The 1,711-nt window shown below is 32.0% G+C and carries 2 protein-coding genes and 1 pseudogene; 2 read left to right on the top strand and 1 reads right to left on the bottom strand.

Features of this window, described 5'->3' with window-relative positions; translation table 11 throughout:
- Positions 1-11: 11 nt before the first annotated feature.
- Positions 12-113 carry a hypothetical protein gene (locus ABZ953_RS39325; RefSeq protein ID WP_352322392.1) on the top strand — a complete coding sequence of 34 codons (102 nt, stop codon included), beginning with the start codon at positions 12-14 and terminating at the stop codon, positions 111-113.
- A gap of 83 nt (positions 114-196) precedes the next feature.
- Here the strand turns inward: ABZ953_RS39325 and ABZ953_RS39320 are convergent.
- Positions 197-1,036 (bottom strand): annotated as a pseudogene (locus tag ABZ953_RS39320) (IS3 family transposase); the annotation flags it as partial.
- Between the two features lie 207 nt (positions 1,037-1,243).
- Here ABZ953_RS39320 and ABZ953_RS39315 point away from each other — a divergent pair.
- On the top strand, positions 1,244-1,711 hold a 468-nt coding region (locus ABZ953_RS39315; protein WP_361734343.1), incomplete at its 3' end, for a cation:proton antiporter.

Below are 1,711 nucleotides of genomic sequence, written 5' to 3'. Positions count from 1 at the left end.
ATTCATTTACTTTGGAACCTTCTGTAAAAGAAGGCCTTGAAAAATTGGCAGAAAAACAAAATTATAAAAATACATCCCAATTTCTGAATGATTTAATTAAACTATATCTATAATGAATACAAAAACTCATGTTAATAAATAATGACGTTAAGTCAAGTTTTTAGAGTAACAAACGTAGAATTTTAATCTATTTATTTTAAGCACTTACCTTTTCAAATTGATTAGGTGTAAGATACCCTAAACTTTGATGGATTCGTTTTGAATTATAAAAGGCTTCGATGTACCAGAAAATACTCTGATAGGCTTCTTCAAAGTTCTTATATTTAAATTGATACACCCACTCTCTTTTTAAATGTCCATGCCAAGATTCAAGACTGGCATTATGATAAGGGTATCCCCTTCGACTGAAAGAGTGAGTCATCCCATAATACTTAAGCAACTCTTCATACTCTAGACTCGTATACTGGCTTCCTTGGTCAGAATGAAGAATAACAGCTTCTGGATAGTCTTGTGATTTAATGGCCTTATTTAAAGTTCTTTGCACTAATTCTACAGTCATTCGCTTGCCCAAATCCCAAGCAATGACTTTTTTAGTATAACGATCCATAATGGTTGAGAGATAAGCCCATCCTTGTTGAGTAGGAATATAAGTAATGTCGGTTGACCAAACCTTATTTTTCTTTGTAGGTTCAGTCTGTATAAGATTTTTTCGATTGATGTGATCACTTAGTGAGTATCCAGGCTTAAATTTCTTAATGACTACAGACTTGAGTTGAAGTTGCTTCATTAGCTTCTGTACCAGTTTTAACCCGACTTTTTCCCCTTGTTTAAGTAGAAGATGATGAATTTTAGTAGCACCATAGATTCCTCGGTTAGCATTGAAGAGTTGAGAAATTTTGAGTGACAGGTATTGTCTCCTTAATTGAGTTTTAGATGGATGTCGGTTAATCCGTTCATAATAACTTGATTCAGGAACATCAAGGAGTTGACAGCTTAGTCTGACATTGAGTGCTAAAGTTAAGGAAGAACGAGACATCTATAACTTTCGGAAAAATTACAATTTTTCCGAAATTAATATTGATAATAGGTTTTATGCTGAGAAGCAAACTAATTATTTTGATAAAATTAATCAATAGAAAATATTATTCTAAATTAATTTAAAAAAATCAGTATCCTGGATGTTATAATTAATATTATTCAATAAAGAAATCGAAGGAACTCAAAAATGGAAGATATTTTTTAAATTACAATTATACTTTTCTTCTCTATGTTAGCTACGTTGCTTTCAAAGAAATTAAAAATTCCGGAAGTTGTTGGTCAGATGTTGATAGGAATAATTCTTGCCCCATCAGTACTGGGTTTAATTAATGGAGGACATACTATAGAAGTAATGTCAGAAATTGGAGTTATCCTCTTAATGTTTCTAGCAGGACTTGAAAGTGATTTAGAAGTTCTTAAAAAAAATCTGAAACCCTCAATTCTGGTTGCATTATCAGGCGTTATTATTCCAATAACTATCTTTGGAATAGTTGCTTTCTATTCGGGAAGATCTATCTCTACTAGTCTTTTTTATGGTATAGTATTTGCAGCAACGTCTGTATCTATTACAGTTAAAGTACTGCAGGAGTATGGTTATCTTTCAACAAAAGCGGGGAATATTATACTAGGTGCTGCAGTTGTTGACGATATTTTAGCTATATTGATTCTTTCC

Origin of the sequence: Streptomyces sp. NPDC046465, from assembly GCF_040646035.1 — a bacterium.
GTDB lineage: Bacteria > Actinomycetota > Actinomycetes > Streptomycetales > Streptomycetaceae > Streptomyces.
This window is presented reverse-complemented; position numbering and strand designations above follow the sequence as displayed.